Source organism: Nonomuraea sp. NPDC050394 (assembly GCF_044459065.1).
Lineage (GTDB): Bacteria > Actinomycetota > Actinomycetes > Streptosporangiales > Streptosporangiaceae > Nonomuraea.
In genome coordinates this window covers 146,848-167,349 of record NZ_JBITIO010000012.1, presented here as the reverse complement: position 1 = coordinate 167,349, position 20,502 = coordinate 146,848, and the positions used below count along the sequence as shown (strand labels likewise).

14 protein-coding genes are annotated in these 20,502 nt (G+C 71.4%); 6 read left to right on the top strand and 8 right to left on the bottom strand.

Features of this window, described 5'->3' with window-relative positions; translation table 11 throughout:
- Positions 1–68: 68 nt before the first annotated feature.
- Both ACIBKY_RS37975 and ACIBKY_RS37970 read left to right on the top strand, forming a co-directional pair.
- Complete coding sequence (locus ACIBKY_RS37975) at positions 69–2,420, top strand: Ig domain-containing protein (RefSeq protein WP_397104583.1); 2,352 nt, start codon at positions 69–71, stop codon at positions 2,418–2,420.
- A gap of 147 nt (positions 2,421–2,567) precedes the next feature.
- Positions 2,568–4,772: an RICIN domain-containing protein gene (locus ACIBKY_RS37970; protein ID WP_397104581.1), complete on the top strand. Its 2,205-nt coding sequence runs from the start codon at positions 2,568–2,570 to the stop codon at positions 4,770–4,772.
- Here ACIBKY_RS37970 and ACIBKY_RS37965 read toward each other — a convergent pair.
- A complete protein-coding gene (locus ACIBKY_RS37965) occupies positions 4,769–5,986 on the bottom strand; it encodes an aminotransferase class V-fold PLP-dependent enzyme (RefSeq protein ID WP_397104579.1) in 1,218 nt (405 codons plus the stop codon). The two genes, ACIBKY_RS37970 and ACIBKY_RS37965, sit on opposite strands and share 4 nt — an antisense overlap.
- On the opposite strand from ACIBKY_RS37965, the gene ACIBKY_RS37960 reads away from it, so the two are divergent.
- A complete protein-coding gene (locus tag ACIBKY_RS37960) occupies positions 5,985–7,373 on the top strand; it encodes a PLP-dependent aminotransferase family protein (RefSeq protein ID WP_397104577.1) in 1,389 nt (462 codons plus the stop codon). The genes ACIBKY_RS37965 and ACIBKY_RS37960 overlap by 2 nt on opposite strands.
- Positions 7,374–7,439: 66 nt before the next feature.
- Here the strand turns inward: ACIBKY_RS37960 and ACIBKY_RS37955 are convergent, their stop codons facing one another.
- The 4 genes from ACIBKY_RS37955 to ACIBKY_RS37940 form a co-directional block, all read right to left on the bottom strand.
- Complete coding sequence (locus ACIBKY_RS37955; RefSeq protein ID WP_397104575.1) at positions 7,440–7,679, bottom strand: hypothetical protein; 240 nt, start codon at positions 7,677–7,679, stop codon at positions 7,440–7,442.
- The gene (locus ACIBKY_RS37950; RefSeq protein ID WP_397104573.1) at positions 7,676–7,975 is read right to left on the bottom strand and encodes a type II toxin-antitoxin system Phd/YefM family antitoxin; all 300 of its coding nucleotides are present in this window, start codon (positions 7,973–7,975) and stop codon (positions 7,676–7,678) included. Before ACIBKY_RS37950 ends, ACIBKY_RS37955 begins: the two co-directional genes overlap by 4 nt.
- A 145-nt stretch (positions 7,976–8,120) precedes the next feature.
- Positions 8,121–13,349: an amino acid adenylation domain-containing protein gene (locus tag ACIBKY_RS37945; RefSeq protein WP_397104571.1), complete on the bottom strand. Its 5,229-nt coding sequence runs from the start codon at positions 13,347–13,349 to the stop codon at positions 8,121–8,123.
- 319 nt (positions 13,350–13,668) lie between these two features.
- Positions 13,669–15,054 carry a sulfatase-like hydrolase/transferase gene (locus ACIBKY_RS37940; protein WP_397104569.1) on the bottom strand — a complete coding sequence of 462 codons (1,386 nt, stop codon included), beginning with the start codon at positions 15,052–15,054 and terminating at the stop codon, positions 13,669–13,671.
- Between the two features lie 163 nt (positions 15,055–15,217).
- Here ACIBKY_RS37940 and ACIBKY_RS37935 point away from each other — a divergent pair, with 163 nt between their 5' ends.
- Together ACIBKY_RS37935 and ACIBKY_RS37930 are read left to right on the top strand one after the other, a co-directional pair.
- Entirely contained in the window at positions 15,218–15,871 is a 654-nt protein-coding gene (locus ACIBKY_RS37935; protein ID WP_397104567.1) for a DUF2306 domain-containing protein, read from the top strand.
- Positions 15,871–17,025, top strand: coding sequence for a metallophosphoesterase (locus ACIBKY_RS37930; protein ID WP_397104565.1), 1,155 nt, complete (start codon positions 15,871–15,873; stop codon positions 17,023–17,025). Before ACIBKY_RS37935 ends, ACIBKY_RS37930 begins: the two co-directional genes overlap by 1 nt.
- A 9-nt stretch (positions 17,026–17,034) precedes the next feature.
- On the opposite strand, the gene ACIBKY_RS37925 is transcribed toward ACIBKY_RS37930, so the two are convergent.
- The 3 genes from ACIBKY_RS37925 to ACIBKY_RS37915 all read right to left on the bottom strand — a co-directional run bounded on the left by ACIBKY_RS37925 (position 17,035) and on the right by ACIBKY_RS37915 (position 20,223).
- Positions 17,035–17,706: a response regulator gene (locus ACIBKY_RS37925; RefSeq protein WP_397104563.1), complete on the bottom strand. Its 672-nt coding sequence runs from the start codon at positions 17,704–17,706 to the stop codon at positions 17,035–17,037.
- Complete coding sequence (locus ACIBKY_RS37920) at positions 17,703–18,890, bottom strand: sensor histidine kinase (RefSeq protein ID WP_397104561.1); 1,188 nt, start codon at positions 18,888–18,890, stop codon at positions 17,703–17,705. The genes ACIBKY_RS37925 and ACIBKY_RS37920 overlap by 4 nt, the downstream gene beginning before the upstream one ends.
- Before the next feature lie 202 nt (positions 18,891–19,092).
- A complete protein-coding gene (locus tag ACIBKY_RS37915; protein ID WP_397104559.1) occupies positions 19,093–20,223 on the bottom strand; it encodes an acyl-CoA dehydrogenase family protein in 1,131 nt (376 codons plus the stop codon).
- Between the two features lie 85 nt (positions 20,224–20,308).
- Here ACIBKY_RS37915 and ACIBKY_RS37910 point away from each other — a divergent pair, with 85 nt between their 5' ends.
- On the top strand, positions 20,309–20,464 hold the full coding sequence (locus ACIBKY_RS37910) for an amidohydrolase family protein (RefSeq protein ID WP_397104920.1): 156 nt from the start codon (positions 20,309–20,311) through the stop codon (positions 20,462–20,464).
- Positions 20,465–20,502: the final 38 nt, after the last annotated feature.

The following is a 20,502-nucleotide window of genomic DNA, read 5'->3' as shown; positions in this document are numbered from 1 at the left end:
GGCCGGCGGGCCGTCCTCGCCGCCGAGGGCGGCTCGAACACCTCTGATCCCCCAGCAAGGAGACGTTCATGCGTCATTTCGGAAGGCTGGCCACCGCGGTACTGGCGGCGGGAGCACTGCCCCTGATCATGACGGACGCCGCCGCGGCGGCCGGAGCCGGCCGCGACCGCGCCGCGCCGGGCATCACCGCCGGCTACCTCGGCATCGAGCTCGACCGCACCGGCACCGTGACCGGCCTGCGGGACACCAGAACCGGTACCGACTACCTGGCGGCCGGGAAGTCCGCCTCCCTGGTCAGCCTGGTGGTCGACGGCAGGCAGTTGCGGCCGACCAGGGTCCACCGGCGCGGGCACGACCGGCTGACCTTCAGGGGCGAGGGGTTCACGGTCGAGGTGAAGGTCGTGTCCAAACCCGGGTATACCACCCTCACGGCGACCGACGTCCGCGCCGACGGAGACGTGCAGACCCTCCTGTGGGGCCCGCTGGCCACCTCCATCACGCGGACCGTCGGCGAGACGGTCGGCGTGGTCCGCGACGAGGCCTTCGCCGTGGGCCTGCGGCCGCTGGCCGACCGGACCGAGGGCGCCTGGCCGCAGGAGTATCAGGAGCTCGGCTGGGAGAGCGAGGTCGACGGCAACCCCTCCGACCTGCAGGTGGCGCCGCACGAAGAGTGGAGCGCGGCGGGCAGGACCGGCTGGGGTTCGGTGCTGCGGGCCTTCACCTACGACTACACCAAGGTACGGCAGCGGCATAACCTGGGCGGCTACCCCATTCCGGTCGGCCCGCTCGCCGGCGACGAGGGGAAGGTCTCCGGGTCGGAGATCGCGCTGTTCGGAGCCGCTCCGGAGCTCACACCGACGGTCCTGGCGAACATCGCCAGGGGCGAGGGCCTGCCGTACCCCACCCAGAACGGCCAGTGGCAGAAGACGGCACAGGCCAGCAGCCAGTCCTTCCTCGTCCTGAGCGACCTGCGGACGCACAACGTCCGGGAGGCGGCAACGTACGCCAAGGCGGCGGGGATCGGTTACCTCTACTCGCTCCCCAACGCCGTGGGGCCGTGGAAGACGACCGGGCACTACGAGTTCGACGCGGGCATGGGCGGAGACGACCAGGGCGCGAAGAGGACCGTGGATCTGGCCGGGGCCGAAGGCGTACGGCTGGGCGTCCACACCATCTCCGACTTCATCAGCCTCGATGACCGCTACGTCAGGCCCGCGCCCGCCGACGCCAGGCTCGCCTCCGGTCAGCGTGCCCGGCTGACCCGCCCGCTGGCGGCGGCCGGCACCACGATGTACGTCGACTCCGGCGCGCCGTTCGCCCCCGGCCTGCACTTCAAGGCGCTGCGGATCGGCGACGAACTCCTCACCTACGGCGACGCGCGCCAGGAAGGCGACGAGTGGGTCGTGAGCGGCCTCAGCCGCGCGCAGGCCGGCTCGTCGGCCACCTCCCACGCCGCCGGGGACGAGGCCGCCAGGATGATCATGAACTCGTACGCGGGGGCCATCGGCGGCCTCGGCATCATCGACGAGATCGCCACCCGCCTGGCCACGGCCTGGAACACCACCGGCATCATGTCCCACTCCTACGACGGCGTGGAGTCGGCCTCGGAGTCCGGATGGGGCAACTACGGCCAGGCCAGGCTGATCAACGGCAACTTCCGGCAGCTCAAGGCCAAGGACGGCTACATCACCGAGACCAGCCGCATGACCTCCAACACCTGGGACGCCCTCACCCGGGCGAGCTGGGGCGAGGTCGGCGTGACCAGCATGGACCAGGTCTTCGTCAACAACGCGTTCTACCGGGCCAACTTCCTGCCCGGCATGCTCGGCTGGATCAGCCTCAAGGGATCGGAGCCGCTGCTGAGCATCGAGAGCAAGCTGGCACGCGGCGCCGGGCTGAACGCGGGGGCCGGGTTCCAGAGCTCGCTGTCCAGTCTCCGGTCCGGCGGCGAGAACGCCCAGAAGGTGCTCGACGCGATCAACCAGTGGGAGACGGCACGCAACCTCGGCGCCTTCACCGAAGAGCAGAAGACCCGCTTCCGCGACAAGAGCACCAACTGGCACCTCTCGGTCGTCACCGCCGGCCAGAAGTGGACGCTGCAGGAGCTCGACGCGTCGGGCGGGCCCATCGGCTCGCCCCAGCAGGTGACCGTGCCGGCCCCGGCGCTGACCACCACCGGCCTGCCCGCCGCCACCCGTCACCGGCTCTACGCGGCACGGCTCACCACCAACACCCCGGCCACGATCCGGTACGAGCTCACCGGCGGCGCCCTGCCCCAGGGACTCTCCCTCAACCAGGACACCGGCGGCATCATCGGCACTCCCCGGCACGCCGGGAAAGCCACCTTCACCGTCACCGCCCACAGCACGGCCGGGCTTGCCCCGGCGAAGGCCACCTACGAGCTGACCGTGCGCCGCTAGAGAGCATCTTCGCGGGCGCCCAGGAAAGTGCAACAGCGCGGGGCGCAAAGTCCATGGAGTCCCGGGAGCGCCTGGGGCACGGTGACTGATCAAGGGCTTGTTCGGGCGGACGAAACCCGGCGGGGCCCCTGGTGAGGAGGAGATCCCGTGTTACCGTCCCGAACCTGGCGCCTCGGCGCCGCCGTCGCGCTCCTGCTGCCCGTGGCATCGGTGGCCGCAGGCGCCGTGCCGGCGTCGGCGGCGCCGCCGGCCGCCACCTACACGATCTCGGTGGGGGCCACCGGCACCTGGTCGCATCCGACCGACACCCCGGCCATGCCGTACATCGACAAGAACGGCACGTTCTACTTCCAGCAGTCCGCCGCGCTGTACGGCGCGACGCAGCCGAGATACTGGGATTTCTACACCGGGACCGACTTCGACACCGCCCGCCGGTCGGCGGCCATCAGCGACGCGGTGAACCCGGACAACCCCGCCGATCGGAACAACGACACGACGTGGCGCTGCAACAACAGCCCCACCGGCGTCGAATCCACCTCGGCACCGGCCGGTTCCAGCTACTCCCAGAAGAACTTCTGCGGGCTGATCGGCCTGTGGGTCGATCCCGACACCGGCAACTGGCACGGCCTGGTGCACAACGAGTTCACCCCGCAGCCGTTCGGCGACGGCCTGCACTACGACGCGATCGACTACGCCGTGTCGGCCGACCAGGGCAAGACGTGGTCGATCGCCGATCACGCGATCACCTCGCCGTTCAGCACCAGGCGCGGTGACACCGCCGCCTTCCCGCAGCAGACCTACCACTACGGCGACGGCGACCAGCGCCTGTACGCCGACACCGCCTCGGGGTACTTCTACGTCTACTACGGCTCGCGCCTGGTCAACAAAGGCGGCGGCTGGGTGGCGTTCTACTCCCACGTCGCGCGGGCGCCGATGGCGTCGAAGATGGCTCCCGGCTCGTGGCAGAAGTGGTACAACGGCTCCTGGTCGCAGCCCGGCGTCGGTGGCAGGGAGAGCAACCTGGTGCCCGTCACCGCGTCCAACCCGAACGGCCACACCCCGGCGGACAAGGAGTACGACCCGAACAACACCGGCACCGTCAGCCAGCAGATCGCCGCCGGCAAGACCCCGCCGACCTCGCCGCTGTTCGTCATGAACATCACGTACAACGCCTACCTGGGCCTGTACATGGGCACCCCGCAGGCAGTCGACCAGTCCGGCGACGCGGCGCAGGACATCTACGTCACCGACGACCTGAGCACCGCCAAGTGGTACCTGGCCGGAAACACCGGCGGCTACCGCACCGCCTCCTGGTACCGCTGGTTCCTCGACGGCGCGAACAGGACCGGCACCACGATCGTGGGCAGGTCGTTCCGGAACTACTGCTCGATCGCCTGCTCGGGCGGCCGCTCCGGCGAGTACGTCACCATCACCATGACCTCGACCGCGCCGGTGACCTCACCGGTCGACCCCTCCAGGACGTACACCATCTCCAGCGGCGCCGGACGCGTGCTCGCGCAGGCCGCCAGCGGCACGGGGACCGCCGCCGTCGCCCCCACCGGCTCGGCCCGCGAAGGCTGGCGCTTCACCGCCGGCGGCGACGGCTCGTTCCGCGTCACCAACGCCGCCACCGGGCAGGCACTCGGCGTCGAATCCACCACCACCGCCACCCGCGCGTGGGGGACCAAGCCTACCGCGGTGAGCGGCGGCCCCACGGTCGGACAGCAGTGGTTCATCGTCCGCAACACCTCGCCGGCGAACTCGTACCGCCTGGTCAACCGGTACAGCAACCTGGTCCTCGGGCTGTCGGCCGACCCGGCCCGCTCGGCCGAGACCACGCCGGCGCGCCACTGGACGAACACGACCGGCAACGCGGTCGGTGGCACCCGCACCGCCGCCGAGCAGATCCTCACCTTCACCGGCACGGGCACACCGCCGGGCAACCTCAACGGCACCCGCACGCTGGTCACCTCGGGCAAGGCGCTGGACAACCCGAACCACTCGACCAGCACCGGCACCCAGGTCAACACCTGGGCACCGAACGGCGGAGCCAACCAGAACTGGGTCTTCACCCAGCAAGCCGACGGCTCCTACCAGATCGTCAACGGCCACTCACAGCTGTGCGTGGACGTCAGCGGAGGCTCCACCGGCGCGGGCGCCAAGGTGATCCAATGGACCTGCACGGGCGGCGGCAACCAGCGCTGGGTCGTCACCCCGGCGTCCGGCGGCGGCCACACGGTCGCCGCGCGGCACAGCGGGTTGCTGCTCACCACGGCATCGACCGCCGACGGCGCCCCGGTCACGCAGCAGCCCGACAGCGGCTCGGCCCTGCAGCGCTGGACCATCAGCTAGACGAGGTCGGCGACGGCCGCGACGACGTGGTCCACTTCCTGCTCGGTGTTGTAGTAGTGCGGCGACAGGCGCAGACACCAGTCGACGTCCTTGTCGCCGAAGTCGAACTGCGCGAAGTGGCGGAAGCTGAGCGCGGAGTTGATCCGGCGTGCGTCCAAGGCCGCCTTGAACGGCTCCGGCCGCCAGCCGCCGACGGCGAACGTGACCAGGGCGCCCAAGCGCGTGCCGTGGTCCAGCACCCGGACTCCGGGCAGTTCGGCGAGCCTGCCGCGCAGGTTCGCGGCCAGGGCCGGGGTACGGCGGGCGATGGCGTCCATGCCGACCTCGCGGGCGTAGCGTGCGGCGGCGCAGCCGAGGACGGCGGCATACGGGAACTCCCAGTCCTCGAACCTGGCCGCCGTCTCGACGGGCCGGTAGCGGCCCGGCTCGACCCAGCGCGCGCCGTACATGTCGATGAACAGCGGCTCGTAGCCCGCGCGCAGCACGCGGTCGGACACGTACAGGAAGCCGGAGCCGCGGGGACCGCGCAGGAACTTGCGGCAGGTGGCGGTGAGCAGGTCGCAGCCGATCTCCGCGACGTCGACCGGGTACTGGCCGACGGACTGGCAGGCGTCGACCAGGTACAGCAGGTCCATTTCGCGGCAGTGCCGGCCGATGTCGGCGACCGGCTGGACCAGGCCGGAGTTGGTGGGGATGTGGGTGGCGGCCACGAGCCGCGGGCGGTGCCCGCGCATCAGTTCGGCCATCGCCGCCACGTCCACCCCGCCTTCGGGCAGATCGGGGGCGTGCACGACGCGCACGCCGAACCTCTTGGCCAACGACAGGAAGGCGATCTGGTTGGAGATGAAGTCGTTGCGGGTGGTGAGGATGACGTCACCGGCCTCGAACGGGATCGCCGACAGGGCGGTGGAGAAGGCATGGGTGGCGCTACCGGCGAAGGCGATGTTCCCGGGAGCGCAGTTGATCAATGCGGCGGTCTCGGCATAGAACTCGCGGACCTGGTCGGCGCGGGCGGCCGAGGCCTCGTAGCCACCGATGTTCGCCTCCAGCCGCAGGTGGTCGAGCATCGTGGCCAGCACGGGCGCGGCCAGCAGCCCGCAACCGGCGTTGTTGAAGTGCACGACGTCGGCGGCGCCGGGGGTGTCCGCGCGCAGGGCCGCGACATCCAGCAGCGATTCTGCCGAAACGCTGGAAGCGCTACTATTATCTCTCATGTCAGACAGTAGCAGTTCGGCTGAGCTGGCGGCCAGCATGCGCGCGATGATCGACCGGCTGTCGCCGGGCGACCGCCTGCCCAGCAGCCGGGAACTGATCCAGCGCTACCGGGTCGGCCCCGCCACCGTGTCGCAGGCGATCGCCACGCTCGCCGCCGAGGGCGCGGTGATCACCCGTCCGGGCAGCGGTACATACGTCGCGGCGCGCCTCCGGCGGCACGCCTCCGTGGCCGACACCGCCTGGCAGACCGTCACCCTCGCCGACCGGAGCGTGGACACCCGCGTCCTCACCGGCGGCCTCGGCGCGCCACCCGAGGGGACGATCATGCTGGACGGCGGCTACCCGCATCGCTCACTGCAGCCCGGCAAGATCCTGACCGCGGCTCTGGCCCGCGCGGCACGCCGCCCCGACGCCTGGGACCGCGCCCCCGCCACCGGCCTGGCGGCGCTGCGCAGCGTGTTCGCCACCATGGCCGGTGACGGCGTGAGCGCGGACGACATCCTGGTCACCTCCGGCGGGCAGAGCGCCCTGTCCATCGCGTTCCGCGCCATCGCCGCGCCGGGCGACCCCATCCTGATGGAGTCGCCCACCTATCCGGGAGCGATCGCCGCCGCCAGGGCGGCCGGCCTGCGCCCGGTACCGGTGCCGATGGACGCCGACGGCCTGCAACCCGAACTCCTGGCCGACGCCTTCGCCCTGACCCGGGCCCGCCTGCTGTACTGCCAGCCTGCCCACCACAACCCCACCGGCACCGTGCTTGCGCCACAACGCCGCCGGCAGATCATCGACGCCGCCAGAACGGCGGGCGCGTTCGTGATCGAGGACGACTTCGCGCGGCACCTCGGCCACGGCACGCCGGTGCCGCCGCCCCTGCTGGCCGACGACCGCGACGGCACCGTGGTCTACCTGACCTCGCTCACCAAACCGGCGGCGCCGAGCCTGCGCATCGGCGCCCTGGTCGCCCGAGGCCCGGTGATGGAACGCCTGCGCGCCATCCGCCTGGTCGACGACTTCTTCGTCACCCGCCCGCTGCAGGAGACGGCGCTCGAACTCCTCAGCTCTCCCACGTGGGAACGGCATCTCCGTTCGCTGGCCGCGGCGCTGCGGGAGCGGTGCGCGGTGCTGGCGGCCGCCATCGCGCGCGATCTTCCCGGCTGGACCCTCGCCCGTGTCCCCACGGGCGGACTTCATCTGTGGGTGCGCCTGCCGTACGGCACTGACGACACCATGGCCGCCGCCACGGCCCGTCAGCACGGCGTCGCCGTCAGCGCCGGCAGCCGCTACTTCGCCACCGAACTCCCGGCGGCCTACCTGCGCCTCGGCTTCGCCGCCACCGCCGGCCAGGCCGAACTGATCGAAGCCACCCGCCGGCTCGCGCCCGCGTGACCGCCTCCGGCCGACTGCTCTCTTGGATCAGGAAATCACGCCGCGGGTACGGCCCGGCGGCGCTGATCAGGTGTTGATCTCCAGGACCCAGGCCGAGACGTGATCGGGACCGTGCGTGTAGACCAGGCGGAAGGTGTCGGTGCGGAGTTCGAGCGCGTCCGGGATGCCGCCGTAGGGCGTCGCGCCGAGCGGTTCGGGGTCCTCGGTCAGATCGAGCAGGGTGTCCGCGATGGCCGCACGCAGGCCGAGCGCCGCCTGACGCAGGATGTCGCGGACAGGGAGGTCAACGTGGAGGAGACGTTTCAAGAGCGTTCGCCGGGCGTGGGGAGGCCAAGGTCGGCGTACAGGGCGGCCCTGTCGTCGTACGTCACCGTCTCGCGCTCGCCGCGGTCATGGGCGGCGATCGCCTCGGCGACGTGGCCGGCCTCCAGCTCCCGGCGGGCGCGCAGCAGTTCCTCATAGTCGTCTTCGGAGATCAGGACGGCGCGCTCGGTGGTGGACCGGCGGATGGTGGTGGGCTGGTGACCGTGCACGGCTCGCGCCACGAGCGTGCCGAGCTGGCTGCGGGCCTCGGCGATGCCCAGCGGGTCGGTGGTGGCCATGTGACTCTCCTGCGGATTCCTCTACCCGGACAGCTCCACCGTACGGGAAAAGTGTCCATGCTGCACAGCTTGCTCAACATGTACAGGTTGGCTCGGCACGCGACGCAGGAGGTTGAGCCGGCACGAAGAACCCCCGCGTGGCGGGTCACGCGCCCTCCCTGATGCGGGCGACGCCGATGAGATCGTCCGGGGTCGCGTCGGGCACCTGGTCATCGAAGCGGGCGAGCACCCTGGTCCTGAGCGCCCCGGCCACCAGCAGCGCGATGAGCAACCCGAAGATGACGTAGATCAGCGCGACTCCGCGGCCCGGCCCCGTGCCGAGCACCGTGCCCACGGTGGATGCCAGAGCGCCGCCGGGGAGCATGAGCGGTTCGAGTGCCCACTCCGCGAACGGCGTCAGCACGCCCACCCCGAGCGGGATCGTGGACCAGGCGACCATCTGGTTGAGGGCGAACACCCGGCCGTGGTACCGCTGGGGCACCTTCACCTGAACGATGGTGGCGTACACGCCGTTGACCAGGGCCAGCCCGAACGACACCCCGAACGCGCCGACGCCGATCAGCACGAGCGACCGGGTCAGGCCGACGATCACGCAGGACGCCGCGATCACCAGCGTGAGCAGCAGCATGCCGATCATCCGCCTGCGCCGCGGCCCACCCCACAGGCTCATGCACAGGCCGCCGGCCGCCGCGCCCGCGCCGCCGCACAGCGCCACCGTGCCCACCTCGGGCAACCCGGCGAAGGAGAGGACGAGGGGCGAGTACAGCATGAAGACCGGGGACAGCACGATGGCCAGCAACGCGAAGAACGTCACCATCGCCCGGAAGTCCCGGTTGCCGATCGACAGCCGGAAACCGGCCTTGATCTCGGCACCGACCGTCTCCCTGCGCCGGTGCGCGAGCGTGGCGGGGAAGCGCATCAGCACCAGTACGGTCGCGGCCACCAGATATCCCACGATGTCGGCGATCAGGATGCCGCCCAGACCGATCACCGACATCAGCCCCACGGCCATCAGCGGGGCGACGAACTGCGCCACGCCCGCCGTCATCTGCGCCACGCCGTTGGCGTGGCCGAGGTAGCGCTTGGGCACGAGCTGGGGAATCGCCGAGGAGTACGCGACCCGCTGGAAGGCCAGCGCCACGGACAGAAGGGTCAGCAGTGGATACAAGGTCCAGGTGTCGAGCCTGCCGGTGAACAGCAGGGCCGCGGCCGCCGACTGGATGGCGAGCCCGGCCAGGCTGGCCGCGAGCATCACCGCCCGCCTGCTCGACCGGTCGACGATGGCACCGACCAGCGGCGCGGCCAGCACGCCCGGGATCACGGCGAGGACGGTCATCAGCGCCATCTGGGCCAGTCGCCCCGTGGTGAGGTAGATCCAGATGGGGATGGCGAACTCGGTGATCGTCGCGCCCGTGATCGTCGCCATCTGCCCGAGCGCCACGGCCAGGAACCGCCGCACGCTCGGCTCGGGCCCCTCGGCCGGGGCCCGCACGCCCCCGGAGGCGGAGGAGACGCTCCACCCCGTGTCACCGTCGCCGGGGCCGAGCGGCTCGCGGGCCAGGATCGCCGCCAGCTCCTCCGCCCGATATTTCAGGAAATAGTGACCGGCTTCCTCGATCACGGCCAGCGTGGTGTGCCCGGTCAGGAAGTGCCACTCGCGGTAGCGCTCCTCGTAGTACTCCGTCGTCGGGTCCTGCTCGCCCACGATCGACACGATCGGCGCGCGCAGCCGCGACAGGGTGTTCGCCTGCAACAGGCCGGTGAAGTACTCCTCGGCCTGCCGGGCGTCGTGCCGCATGTTGCGCACGATGAACGCCCGCTGCTCCTCGTCGAGATCGCCCAGGTCGGCTCCCATCGAGGTCAGCCAGTTGAGCTGTTCGCGGTCGCTGCGCCACCGGCCGTTGCCGGTGACTTTCGCCCACAGGCCCAGCGGCCCGCGCGTCGGCCTGGCGAACGGGAAGATCCCGCCCAGGTACACGGTGTCGACCTGGCGGCCGGCCCGCTCCAGCAGGAGAGCGATCTCCACGGTCAGCGCGCCGCCGACCCCGCAGTGCCCGTACAGCGAAAGCGGCCCGTCCACCTTCTCCAGGATCTCCGCCGCGCACTCGGCCGCCACCTGCTCCAGCGGCCGGGGCTCCTCCTCCAGTCCCAGGTCATGGCCGGGCACGGCCACCGAGTACAGCGCCGTGCCGTGGGGCAACGCGCCGGCCAGAGGCTGGTAGACCACCGCGCTGCCCCCGCCGTACGGGACACAGACGAGTGTGCGGGCGGCGGGCCCGGGCGGGGTGAGCAGGTAGAGCAGCCCGCGCCGCGCGGACGGCGCGGCGGCCACGGCGGCCAGCCTCCGCACGGTGGGATGCTGGAAGAGGTCCATCACGCTGACCGGCGCGCATTCCTCGGGCAGGTCGCGGCGGAGCCTGGCGATGACGCGGGTGGCCAGCAGGGAGTGCCCGCCCAGGTCGAAGAAGTCGTCGAGCGCGCCGACCCGGGACAGGCCGAGCACCTCGGCCATGGCCGCCGCGATCGTCTCCTCCACGGGTCCCGACGGCGGCTCGAACGCCACGCCCTGTTCGGGGCGCTCGCCTTCCGGTTCGGGGAGCGCGGCCCGGTCGACCTTGCCGTGGGACTTCAGCGGCAGCCGGTCCAGCCAGACGTAACGCGTGGGGATCATGTACTCGGGCAGCGCGGTCGCGAGCTCGCGCCGCAGCTCGCCGACCGGGACGGCCTGGCCGTCGGCCACCAGGTAGGCGACCAGTTCCTTGGATCCGGCCGCGCCGCGGGCGTCGGCCACCGCGTACGCCACGCCGGGCAGTTTCCGCAGCGCCTCGTCGATCTCGCCCAGTTCGACCCGGTAGCCGCGGATCTTCACCTGCAGATCGCGCCGGCCGAGGAACTCCAGGTCGCCGCTGGGCAGCCAGCGGGCCAGATCGCCGGTGCGGTAGAGGCGTTCGCCGCGGACGGTCACGAACGCCTTGGCGGTCAGGTCGGGCCGGCCGAGGTACTCGCGGGCCAGCCGATCGCCGCCCACGCACAGTTCTCCGGCCACGCCGATGGGCACCGGGCGCATGGCGTCGTCGAGCACGTACACACGGGCGTGGCCCAGCGGGCGGCCGATGGGCGTGACCGGGCCGCGTACCTCGTCGTCGGGCCGGACGGTGTAGGTGGTGACGCCCACGGTGGTCTCGGTCGGGCCGTAGTGGTTGACGATCTCGCACCGGCCCAGCGCCGCGAGCTCCTTGGTCTGCTGCCAGCTCGACCCCTCGCCGCCGAAGATGAGGGTACGGCGGGGCAGCAGCCGTTCCGGCGCCACTTCGGCGGCCAGCGCGCCGAAGTGGGAGGGCGTCATCTTGAGGTAGTCCAGCCCGTGGCCGGCGAACTCGGCCCCGGAGATCCGCGACGGGTACAGCTCCAGGGTCCCGCCGGTCATGAGCGCCAGGTAGAAGACCGTGATCCCGAAGTCGAACGAGAGCGACTGCAGCAACCCGAACCGTGCCCCGTCCACGACGCCGAAGCGTTCGCGCACGTCGGACAGGTAGTTGAGGACCTGCTGATGCTGTACGGCCACGCCCTTCGGCCGCCCGGTGGACCCGGAGGTGTAGATGACGTACGCCAGGTCGGCCGATCCGGCCCGTGGCCCGACCGGCCCGGCGGCGTCCCGCGGGACGTCGAGCACCGGGCCGTCGAATCCACCCACCGGACGCTCGGACACCAGAGCCGCCGCGCCCGAGTCCGCCAGCAGGTACGCCAGCCGGTCCGCGGGCTGTTCGGGATCGACGGGCACGTAGGCGGCGCCCGCCTTGAGCACGCCCAGCACGGCCACGGCCAGCTCAGGTGACTGCTCCAGGCAGATCGCCACCCGGTCCTGCCGGTTCACGCCGCTGTCCCGGAGCGTCATGGCGAGCCGGTTGGCCCGGCCGTCCAGCTCGGCGTAGGTCAGTGTGCGCTCGCCCTGGACGATGGCCGGGGCCGAAGGACACGCGGCGGCGGTCGCCTCCACCATCTCGTGCAGCGTACGCGCCCGCGGGGGCACCGGCTCTGCTCTGCTCCACGCGTCGAGCAGAGCGCGTTCCTCCGGCCCGGCGAGTTCGAGTTCCGACAGCCGTAACCCGGGATCGCCGGCCACCTGGCGCAGCAGGTTGACGAAGTGGCCGCAGAAGCGCTCGGCGGTGGTGTGGTCGAAGAGGTCGCTGCTGTAGACGAGGAAGAGCCGCAGCCCGCCGGCGCCGGGCGACGCCTCCAGTGTCAGGTCGAACTTGGCCCGGGCGGTCCCGGGGTCGTAGGGCTCGGCCGTCACGCCGTCGAGTTCGAGCACGCCCGTCGTCTCGGCGCCCATCACGAGCTCGGCCTGGAACAGCGGCGTGCGGCTCAGGTCCCGCCGCACGTCCAGCGCCTCGACCAGCCGGTCGAAGGGCACGTCCGCGGCCATGAACGCCTCCATCGCGGTGCCACGCACCCGGCGCATGAGCTCGCGGAACGTGGGGTCGCCCGACAGATCGGTCCGCACCACCACGGTGTTGAGGAAGAAGCCGATCACCGGCTCCAGGTCCTCGCTGTCGCGGGTGGAGATCGGGGTGCCCACGCACACGTCGCGCAGGCCGCTGTAGCGGGACAACTGCGCCTGGAAGGCGGCCATCAAGGTCATGAACAGCGTGCACCGCTCCCGCCTGGCCAGCAGCCCGATCCGCTCGCTCAGCTCGGCGGGCAGGCCGGCGACCACGCGGCCGCCCGCCGTGGTCTTGACCAGGGGACGCGGCCGGTCGGCCGGCAGTTCCAGGTCCGGTGCCCCGGTGAGACGGGCGAGCAGGGCGGCGGGCGGCGTGGTGTCCTTCTCACGCTGCTCGCGCGCGTGGTCGGCGTACTGCGGTGCCGGCGGGCCCAGGGGCTCACCGTTGTAGCAGCGGCTGAGCTCGCCCAGCAGGATGCCCAGCGACCAGCCGTCGGCGGCGATGTGGTGCAGCACGACGACCAGGATGTGCTCGCGCGGGCCGAGCCGGATCAGGCCGGCTCGCAGCGGCTGGTCCTCCACCAGGTCGAACGGCCGTCCGGTCCACTCGGTCACCAGGCGCGCGGCCCGTTCCTCCACGTCGGCGCCGTCGAGGCCGGCCCTGGTCAGCGCGACGCGCGGATGCGGGTCGACGATCGCGACGGGCCGCCCGTCCTCGTCGGCGTAGCGGGTGCGCAGCACGTCGTGCCTGGCCGCGACCGCGACGAGCGCGCGTTCGAGCGCGTCGGCGTCGACCGTCCCGTGCAGGCGCTCGGTGACGAACATGTTGTACGAGGCGCTGCCCGGGTCGAGCTGGCTCAGGAACCACAACCGCTCCTGCCCGGACGACAGCACAGGGGCGCGGCCGGCGACCGCGTGATCGGTGGTCATGATCCTTGCCGCCCGGATTGCTCGGTCATGGCGATACCTCCAAGACGCGCAGAGACATTGGATGTATAGCAGAAAAGGGGGCATCAGCCGGCCGGCGGTTCGACCTTACTGGAAAGAATCTTTCCAATTAATCCCACGCCAGTTTCGCACGTCCCCTATTGCCGCCGCAAGTCGTCATAATCGCGGATCTCGGAGCCTTCGCCATCACAGAAGGCCAGCACACAGGGTGTTAAGTTAAGAATCTTTACTATTATGTCCACCCTTACTCAATGTCGATGGCCAGGTAAATACATCGGATCTCTTGGGGATGAAGCTCGGCCTATCCGGCGGCGCGTTCCAGGGCTTCGTTCTTCCGCGCCTGGATCTCCGCGTCGAAGCGCCCGGCCAGCCTCGTCAGCTCCCGGACCTTGTGCGGGTACCGGCCGGCGAGATTGTGGCGCTCGCCCGCGTCGGTGTCGATGTGGTACAGAAGCGGCTTGCCCCGATCTTCCACGGGCTCCACCTGCCCGATGTCGTCACCTTCCCAAAGGCCGTTCTCCCGCCCGGGAAGGTGGAGCTTCCACGGCCCGGAGCGCACGGCGCTCAGGGTCCAGTGGTGATAGTGGTAGAGCGTCCGGACTCGCATGGGACGGCCGAGCAGGGCCGGGGTCAGGTCGACGCCGTCGATGGGCCGGTCCCGGGCGAGCTCGCCGTTCGCCGCCGCGGCCAGGGTGGGCAGGACGTCGGTGAAGCACGCGGCCCGCTCGCAGGTGGACCTCGGGCGAATCCGACCCGGCCATCGCGCGACGAACGGGACGCGAATGCCACCCTCGTAGGTCCATCCCTTCCCGCCGCGCAACCCTCCGGTGCCGTGGACCTTGGGACCGTTGTCGCTGGTGATCATCACCAGGGTGTCCCGGGCCAGGCCGCGCGCCTCGATCTCGTCCAGCACCCGGCCGATGTGGAAGTCGGCCTGCTGGACGAGATCGCCGTACGGGCCCGCCTTCGACGAGCCCCTGAACCGCTCCTCCACGTGGTACGGCTCGTGCGCGGGGTTGTACGGCAGAAACAGGAAGAACGGCCGGTCGCCGCCCCGGCGGATGAAGTCGATCGCCCGGTCGGTACAGCGGCGAGACAGATGGACCTGCTCCTCCTGATCCAGCAGGTCGATGATCCGCCGCCCGTCGTACAGCGGGAACGGCCGCTCCTTGTTGAACTCCGGCGTCCCAAAGAACGTGTCGAAGCCGTGGTCCTCGGGGTGGAGCCCGGGCCGCGCGGCAGGGTCGCCGAGGTGCCATTTGCCGAACAGGCCCGTGCGGTATCCCGCCGCGCGCAGCACGTCGCCCGCGGTGTTCTCGTATCCGGGCATCCCGTCGCGCGACCCCGGGCCGGGCACCCACGGCAGGCCGACCCGCTGCGGGTAACGGCCGGTGAGCAGGGCCGCGCGGGCCGGCGTGCAGACCGGCGACGCGGAGTACATCTGGGAGAAGGTCATTCCTTCCCGCCCGGCTCCGTCGATCCTCGGCGTGCTGATCTCACGCGAGCCGTACGAGCTCCAGTCGCCATGGCCCACGTCGTCAAGCAGGATCAACACGATGTTGGGCGGCCGTCCGGCTCTGCCCGGCGCCGATGCCGTACCGCCGCCTCCGCCGGCCGCCGCCATCGCGGCGAGCGCCGCGCCACCGCCCAGGATCGCCCGCCGGCTGGGTCCGTAGGTTCCGCTCACAACCCCTGCCTCCTCAAAGGAACGTCGGGGCTGGAACCTACGGGCGCGGCGGGTCGGCGTCTTCAGCTTCCTGACGGCAGTACGCGTACTCCCGCCGGCCGATGCCGGGCGATCCACCGCACCGCATGATGGGCGGTCCCGACACACTAACCCTGGGAAATCCATGATCCACCACCGGAGCGACCCCGCCTCCGCCAAGCCCGCGCGAGCCCGCAAGATCTGGCTGATGTTCGCCGTCTCCGCCGTGTTCGGCGCCGTGCTCGTCAGCCCCTATCTCGGGCTCGACGTCAGCGGCAGCCGGCTCGGGGTGACGGGCGGGCCGCACTACTACCTGCTCATCGCCCACATCTTCACCGCGCTGATCGCGCTCGTCCTCGGCCCGCTCCAGTTCGTCCCGGCGATCCGGGCGCGCGGTCGCGTACACCGGAGGATCGGCCGGTGTTATCTCCTCGCGGGAGTGCTCCCCTCCGCGCTGACCGCGATACCGGTGGCGCTGCTGTCCGGCCGTCTCATCACCCAGGTCGGCCTGGTCATCCCCGCCGTCCTGTGGCTCGTCACCGGCGGGCTCGCCGTCCGGGCCGCCCGCGACCGCGACTTCGCGCGCCATCGGAACTGGATGACGCGCAACTACGCGCTCACCTTCCTCGCCGTCACCTCACGCGTCCTGGTGCCGCTGATGCTGCTGGTCCAAGCGCCCTTCGGCGGTACGGCCGGCGCCCAGTCCATGATCCCGGCAGGGCAGGCGCTCGGGTGGATCGTCAACCTCGTCGTGGCGGAGATCCTCATCAGGAGGTCCCGCTCCTGGAGAGTGACCTGATGTCCATTCCCCCATGGGTGGCGGGGCAGTCGGTGATGTGGCTGCTGGCCCACCTCTATCTGTGGGCCCGCCTCGTCCGGGGCACCACGCCGGCCCGCTCCCGCGCCCGCCGCGTGGGCACCGCATGCGCGGTGGTGCTCGCGACGTTCATCCCGGCCGCGCTCATCACGCCGTTCTTCCTGGACATCGACGTGTCCCGCTGGATCGCGTGGCCCACCAACATCTGGTACGGCCTGGCCATCTACCTGCTCATCCTGCTCATCCTCGCCGAGCCGGTACGGCTGGCCGCGGCGTTGGCCCGCGGACGCCGGGCGAAGGCGCGGCCCGAGGCTCCGGACCCGGCACGACGGGCGTTCCTCGCCCGCTCGATCGCCGTGACGGCGGGAGCCGCCGCGACGTCGATCGTCGGGTACGGCATGGTGACCGCCCTGGGCCCGCCCCACCTCGAGCACGTCACCATACGGCTGCGGCGCGGCGGAGCCCAGGCGCAGGGACTCAGGATCGCGCTGGTCGGCGACATCCACCTGGGCCCGATGCTGGGACGCGCGCACACGCGGCGCATCGTCGACATGATCAACCGTACCGAGGCCGACCTCGTCGCGATCGTCGGAGATCTCGTCGACGGCACCGTCGGGCAGCTCGCCTCCGCCGCGGCTCCCCTTGGCGATCTGCGCAGCCGGCACGGCACCTTCTTCGTCACCGGCAATCACGAGTACTTCTCCGGCGCGAGCGCGTGGATCGAGGAACTGCGGGACCTGGGCGTCCGGCTGTTGCAGAACGAACGCGTGGAGCTGCCCGGCCTCGACCTCGCCGGAGTCAACGACGTGACCGGCGCCCGGCAGGACCACGGGCCCGACTACGACCTGGCACTCGGCGGCCGCGACCAGGACCGCCCGGTCATCCTGCTCGCACACCAGCCGATACAGGTGAACGAGGCGATGCGGCACGGCGTGGATCTCCAGTTGTCCGGGCACACCCACGGCGGCCAGATGGTGCCGATGAACCTGATCACCTCATGGGCGCAGCCGACGCTGGCCGGACACGGGCGCTTCGGCGACACGCAGCTCTACGTGACCAAGGGAGCGGGATTCTGGGGACCGCCGGTGCGGGTCGGCGCGCCTCCGGACATCACGATCGTGGAACTCGCCCTCTGACGGCCGCGGTCAGGCTTGATGGTCCCAGCCGGGGCTGACGAGACCGCTCTCGTAGGCGAAGACCACCAGTTGAGCCCGATTCCTGAGATCGAGCTTCATCATCGCCCGGCTCACGTGGGTGCGGACCGTGGCGTTGCTGAGGAACAGAACGCCGGAGATCTGCTCGTTGTCCAGGCCCCGGGCGACCAGGGTCACCACTTCGCGCTCCCGGCCGGTGAGCTCGCCGAAGCTCGCGCGCCGGTCAAGCGGCCTGGCCCGGCGCGCGTACTCGGCGACCAGCCGGCGGGTCACGCCCGGGGACAGGATGGCGTCACCGGCCGCCACGGTACGCACGGCGTTGATCAGTTCGTCGGGCAGGCCGTGCTTGACCAGGAAGCCGGCGGCACCCGCCCGCAGGGCGTCGAACACGTACTCGTCCATCTCGAAGGTCGTCAGGATGACCACCTTGACCTCGGCGGTGGCGGGTGCGGCCAGGATCGCGCGGGTGGCTTCAAGGCCGTCCATCGTCGGCATCCTGATGTCCATCAGGACGACGTCCGGCCGGAGCTTCTTCGTCTGCTCGATCGCGGCCAGCCCGTCGCCGGCCTCTCCGACGACCTCCACGTCGTCGGCGCCCGACAGCAGCGCGGCGAAGCCGGCTCGCACCAGGCGCTGATCGTCGGCCAGCAGGACACGGATCATCGGTGCTGCTCCTGGAGGGGAAGGGTGGCCCGCACGGACCAGGCGAACGGTTCGAGCGGCCCCGCGGTCAGCGTGCCGCCACAGGTCTCCACACGGGCGCGCATGCCCGGAATGCCGCGTCCGCCGCCGGGCGTCCGGGCGGCTTCGGGAGTGGGCGCCGCGTTGTCCACCCCCACGCGCAGTCCCTTCGGGCGGTAGTCGATGCGGACCCAGGTCTTGGGGCGCCCGGCGTGCCGGAGCACGTTGGTGAGCGATTCCAGGACCACCCGCCCGGCGACCAGGTCGTGGGCGGCGGGCAGGCTCCGCGGTTCGCCGGTGACGACGACCTCGACGTCGAGCCCGCCGGCGCGGGCGGAGCCGAGGAGGCCGTCGATGTCCGACAGCGACGGAGAGGGCAACAGCGACGCGGCGTGGCCGGGGTTCCTGAGCGTGTCCAGCATGACCTGCACGTCGCAGAGCGCGCGCCCGCTCGCCTCCCGCACGACGCGCAGGGCCTCCTCGACCCCGGGGCGCCGCGCGGCGTGCAGATGCAGGCCGGCGGAGGCCTGGATGTTGATCACCGCCAGGTGGTGGCCCACCACGTCGTGGAGTTCACGGGCCAGGTCCAGGCGGTCCTCCGCCGCCTCGCGCCTGAGCTGGTCGGCATGGGCGTCCAGACTGGCCACCCGGCGCCGGCGGCGTTCCTCGGCCAGGGCGTGGCGGTGCCGGATCAGCTCCCCGAAGGCGAGGAGGAACAGCAGCCACGCGGTCAGGGCTCCCATCGCGGTGAGCGAGGAGGCGTCCCAGCCGGGCAGCAGGCCGGCTCCGGCGTGCACGGCCAGGGTGGCGACGACCACGAGGTAGGCCGTCCGGCGGGCGCCGTGGACGACGGCGCTGACCAGGGCGACGATCATCGGACCATAGACGGGTCCCGGCGGCAGGCCGCCGAGGATGTACGTCCAGGTGACCGCGACACAACCGGCGAGTACCAGCCACGGATCGCGCCTGCGCCACCACAGCAGCGCCGGTCCGATCACGAGCAGGAGCACGACGCCGGGTGTCAGCCCGCCCAGGGCATCGTTGTGCGCGGCCACGACGACCACGCCGCCGACGTTGATCGCCGCGGCGATGGCGACCCAGGTCGCGTCGATCGCCCGCCCGGCCGGGGCGGCGGGCGCGAGGCGAGGGGCGGCGTCCTCCCCCACGGTGGCGTCCTCCCTGTCAGGTGTCGCTCAGCATTGTCGCGGGGCCGGCCGTCGCGGACGTCCCCCATGGGGATACATCGCGGGTACGACACAGCGATGACCCGCCTGCGGGCCGGGTGGCTCGTCCGCGGGCATCGGCGCCCGATCGCGATGGCACACGCCCGCGGGCTGAAGATCTACGGAGGTACGGTCACACCGTTCATCAGTCGCTGAACAGCTCCTCCCCGATGCGGTCGCGGCAGACCTCGACCGAGTACGCCATCACCCAGCCCGCATACGCGTCGCGGAGGATGCGCTGGATGGGGGACGTGCTGAGGAAACCGGAACCGCCGCCCACCTTGAGGGCGAGCTGGGCGGCGTCGATGGCCACCTGGTTGCTCAGTACCTTGGCCCGCAGGGTGGCGGAGTTGAATCCGGGGTCGTTCTGGTCGGCCAGCCACGACATGTGCCGCGCGTACATGCCGGCCGCCTCCAGCTGACTGTGGACCGTGGCCAGGTCGAACCGCAGCCACTGCATCGCCGACAGCGGCTCGCCGGTCGTGGGGATCGTGCGTCCACGGGCGTGCGCGACCAGCGCCGCGAGCGCCGCGTCGGCGATCCCCAGCGACAGGAACGCGATCCCGGACCCGATGTGGTTCGGCCGCGGCCCCGTCGGGGGCGGGCAGCGGCGGTCCTCGCGCAACAGGGTGCCGGAGAACTCGACCAGGCGGCTGCCGTTGGCCCGCATGCCCATGGTGTCGCCGATCGGCAGGTAGCGGATCGACTCGCCCGCCTCCACCCCGAAGAACGTCGGCACCCCGTCGACCAGCACGTTGACGAGGAAGTGGTCGGCGATCTCGCATCCGGAGGTGAACCGCTTCGATCCCGACAGCCGGAACCCGCCGGGCACGGGCTGGGCGTGCTGCTGCGGCAGCAGGAACAGGTTGCCGCCCGTCGGCTCCGACAGCGCGTTGGCGAAGCGCCGTCCGGCGATCAGCTCGTCGGCGTAGAAGCGTCCTGCCTCCGGCTCCGACATCTCGGCCAGCCCCACGCCCGCCCCGATGTGCATCACCCAGACGCAGGCAGTGGCCGGGCAGGCCGCGCTGACCAGGCGCACGATCTCGCCGTAGCTCCGGTAGCTCAGCCCCTGCCCGCCGAGCCGCTTGGGCAGCAGCGCCGCGTCGAGACCGGCGGCGTGCAGCGTCTCCAGGTTCTCGCGCGGGACCAGCGTGCTCTCGTCGTAGGCGGCCGCGGTCCCGGCGAACTCCTTGGCGAGTTCGGCCGCGGTCCGCACCCAGTGCTGCTCCTCCGGCGGCGGCCCCAGCGGATGCGCTTCCCTCTTCTGATCCGGCATGACGTGATCTTAAGCAGACGGCGGCCGGCGCATCGATGGCGCTCGCCCCTGAAACTCCGCCGAACGCACCGGACGGTTCCGGCCCATCCGCGCCTCCACCATCAACGCCGCCTACGCCCTGCGCCAGGAGCGGCACACCGGCTCCATCGAGCCGGGCAAGCGCGCCGACCTCGTCATCCTCGACCGTAATCAAATCCGGCAGGCCACCGTTCGCCACACCCATGGACCGTCCGGCGACTGACCGAACCACGAACCATCACGCTCGGCTCTTTGGTCGCC

Excerpts from the sequence above, each read along its gene's own strand:
- ACIBKY_RS37950 (WP_397104573.1), bottom strand. The coding sequence starts at position 7,975 with ATGGCCACCACCGACCCGCTGGGCATCGCCGAGGCCCGCAGCCAGCTC.
- ACIBKY_RS37935 (WP_397104567.1), top strand. The coding sequence starts at position 15,218 with ATGATCCACCACCGGAGCGACCCCGCCTCCGCCAAGCCCGCGCGAGCC.
- ACIBKY_RS37945 (WP_397104571.1), bottom strand. The coding sequence starts at position 13,349 with ATGACCACCGATCACGCGGTCGCCGGCCGCGCCCCTGTGCTGTCGTCC.
- ACIBKY_RS37930 (WP_397104565.1), top strand. The coding sequence starts at position 15,871 with ATGTCCATTCCCCCATGGGTGGCGGGGCAGTCGGTGATGTGGCTGCTG.
- ACIBKY_RS37965 (WP_397104579.1), bottom strand. The coding sequence starts at position 5,986 with ATGAGAGATAATAGTAGCGCTTCCAGCGTTTCGGCAGAATCGCTGCTG.
- ACIBKY_RS37925 (WP_397104563.1), bottom strand. The coding sequence starts at position 17,706 with ATGATCCGTGTCCTGCTGGCCGACGATCAGCGCCTGGTGCGAGCCGGC.
- ACIBKY_RS37975 (WP_397104583.1), top strand. The coding sequence starts at position 69 with ATGCGTCATTTCGGAAGGCTGGCCACCGCGGTACTGGCGGCGGGAGCA.
- ACIBKY_RS37915 (WP_397104559.1), bottom strand. The coding sequence starts at position 20,223 with ATGCCGGATCAGAAGAGGGAAGCGCATCCGCTGGGGCCGCCGCCGGAG.
- ACIBKY_RS37960 (WP_397104577.1), top strand. The coding sequence starts at position 5,985 with ATGTCAGACAGTAGCAGTTCGGCTGAGCTGGCGGCCAGCATGCGCGCG.